This window comes from Streptosporangium sp. G11, assembly GCF_051192615.1.
Taxonomy (GTDB): Bacteria; Actinomycetota; Actinomycetes; order Streptosporangiales; family Streptosporangiaceae; genus Streptosporangium.
In genome coordinates, this window is the sequence record NZ_JBPJUQ010000230.1 from 1 (window position 1) to 2,806 (window position 2,806).

Consider the following 2,806-nt stretch of genomic DNA (forward strand, 5'->3'; position numbering starts at 1 on the left):
GCGGGTGGACCTCGGCCCGGCCCCGGCGCGTACCTCGTCGGCTGGCGTGAGGGTTGTTCCCGCGACGGGGCGGCAGACGACGTTCGCGGTCGGTTCCTGTGCGAGTTACCTACCTCACAATGTGCTCATAATCCACCAGATGGTATTGATTGATACCATCGCGAATGATACGGTCGTGAACGTAATGAAAAGTAGATGCGTCAAGCAGATGGGGGGCGATCGTGGACGTTTACGAGGCGGTCGCGAGCCGACGGGCGGTGCGGGGATTCACCGACCGGCCTGTCCCGATGGAGGTGCTGGAGCGCGTGCTGTCCGCCGCGGCCTGGGCGCCGTCCGGATCGAACCTCCAGCCGTGGCGCGTCTACGTGCTGACCGGCGAGCCGCTGGCCGAGCTCAAGAAGCGCGCCGGCGAGCGCGTGGCCGCAGGCGACCCCTGGGACGAGCGGGAGTACAAGATGTACCCGCCCGCGCTGAAGTCCCCGTACCGCGAGCGCCGATCCGCCTTCGGCGCGCAGCGCTACGGCGCACTCGGTATCTCGCGCGAGGACTGGGAGGCGCGCCAGAGGGCCACCGTCGCGAACTGGGACTGTTTCGGCGCGCCGGCCGCCCTGTTCTGCTACATCGACCGCGACATGGGCTCGCCCCAATGGGCCGACGTCGGCATGTATCTGCAGACCGTCATGCTGCTGCTCCGCGCCGAAGGGCTGCACAGCTGCCCGCAGATGGCGTGGTCGGTGTATCACAGGACCGTCGCGGAGGTCTTGTCACCCCCGGACGGGCTCATCCTCTTCTGTGGCATGTCGATCGGGTTCGAGGACGTCACGGTGGGTCACGCCCGTACGGGCCGGGCACCGCTCGAGGAGACGGTCACGTTCGTCGGGGGTTCGGCCCCGCAGTCGCATGCGGCGCGACCGAGGCGTCTCCTGCCTGGTGTGGCCGTCGTGTTCGGTGCCGGCCACACCTGCGACCGGTCGAGCACCACACAGAAGCCGATCCACCGCACGCTGCCGCGATCGACCCACGCGTACAAGAAGATCGCGGACGGGCGCATTCGCTCCAGCGGGCTGGACCGGACCGTGATTTACCCGACCAAGCCGATCCACGGCCCCGCCAAGGGCACACACAGCGTGAGTGACCGGCTGCCGCCGAAGGGCGACCCGACGATCAGCCGAGCGGACACCGCCGCCTTCACGCACCAGGCGGCACACGGCAGGGGCGGGTCCACCGCAGCGCCGTGATCACCGACCGGCCACGCTCGGCACGCCGACTTCCTCCGCCGCCCGAAGAAGTGGATTCCCTGCTCGTGCCACGGGGTCCTGCTTCGGCGCCGGCCGAAGCGGCGATCTGAGTCTTCCCGCAGGCGGCACATCACATCACGAGGAGAGACATGACCAGCCAGTTCCGCCTCGGCGGCGATCTGACGATCGAGCGGCTCGGCTTCGGCGCCATGCGCCTGCCCCAGGGCAGCCCGGGCGGACCCGCCCGCGACCCCGAGTCCGGCCGCGCCGTCCTGCGCCGCGCCGTCGAACTCGGCGTCGACCACATCGACACCGCCGACTTCTATCGCAGCGGGAACGGCTCGGTGCGCGCCAACACCCTGATCCGCGAGGCCCTGTCCCCGTACCCGGACGCCCTGGTCATCGCCACCAAGGTCGGCCCGGTCTTCGGTCCCGGCGGTCCCGGCCAGGGCACCGCCGCCGATCTTCGGCCCCAGGTCGAAGCCAACCTCGAAAGCCTGGGCCTGGACCGCCTTGACCTGGTCTACCTGCGCATCGGCACGATGGAACCTCCGCACGGCGAGTCGCTCGCCGAACGCTTCGAGGTGCTCGCCGCATTGCGCGAGGAGGGGCTGATCCGCCACCTGGGCATCAGCAACGTCGATGCCGGCCATCTCGCCGAGGCCCGTACGATCGCTCCCGTCGTGGCCGTCCAGAACAACTTCCACATCGCCGACCGTGACGAGACGGCCGTCCTGGAGGCCTGCACGCAGGCCGGCATCGCCTTCGTCCCGTTCTTCCCCCTCGGTGGCGGCAGGGCCGACCTCAACGACCCCGGCCTGCTCAAGGTCGCCGACCGGCACGGCGCCACCGCCCGTCGAATCGCCCTGGCCTGGCTGCTGGCCCTGTCTCCGGTCGCCCTGGCCATCCCGGGTACCGGTTCCGTGGCCCACCTGGAGGAGAACCTGACCGCCCGCTCGATCACCCTCACCGAGGAGGACCTCGCCGACCTCACCTGATCGCGAAAGTGGAGCCCCTTCCATTTGGACGCCGGGCTCCGACCCCGCTCGTTTCCAGAGGAAACCCCAGTCTGCCAACCGGGCCGGCGATCGTTGTCACCGGTCACGGCGACGACTCGAACGAATACGCCGGCCGACAAAGTCAGTAGTTCAGTGATGTGGTGGCCGCCCGGTTTTGGCCGCTGCCTGGTCTTGGCCGAGAAACGCATCCGATCAGGCGCCGTCGCGAGAGAGGACGGACCATGAGTGTTGTACATCGCCGGAAATCGGCCTCCTCCGCTGGTGGCGGCATCGGCCAGGGCGACCGGCCGGGTGCTCACGGCGATCAGCAGCGTCAGACCATGACAGGCGACGCCGGGACGCGCCTTTCGGCATCGAGCCGCCCGGTGGCGGGCTTGCAGCCGGTGGGCCTGCGCGCCCTTCCCCGCCCCGTGGCCGCGGTGGTGGGCGGCGGCGGAGTGCTCGGAGCCGCGCAGGTCGGTGTCGGATACGCCCTGGAACAGCGAGGATTCATCCCGGACCTGATCATCGGAACCTCGGTGGGCGCCTTCAACGGAGCGATCGCGGCCG

Annotated in this window: 3 protein-coding genes; all 3 read left to right on the forward strand. The window is 69.6% G+C overall.

Annotation, left to right across the window (positions count from 1 at the left end; genetic code table 11):
- Positions 1-221 precede the first annotated feature (221 nt).
- Positions 222-1,238, forward strand: coding sequence for a nitroreductase family protein (locus ACSDR0_RS50040; protein WP_435296034.1), 1,017 nt, complete (start codon positions 222-224; stop codon positions 1,236-1,238).
- Positions 1,239-1,387: 149 nt separating this feature from the next.
- Positions 1,388-2,236 (forward strand): aldo/keto reductase, encoded by an 849-nt coding sequence (locus ACSDR0_RS50045; RefSeq protein WP_435296035.1) that lies wholly within the window; start codon positions 1,388-1,390, stop codon positions 2,234-2,236.
- Positions 2,237-2,478: 242 nt separating this feature from the next.
- Positions 2,479-2,806, forward strand: a 328-nt coding sequence (locus tag ACSDR0_RS50050; RefSeq protein WP_435296036.1) for a patatin-like phospholipase family protein, incomplete at its 3' end; no start/stop codon positions are given.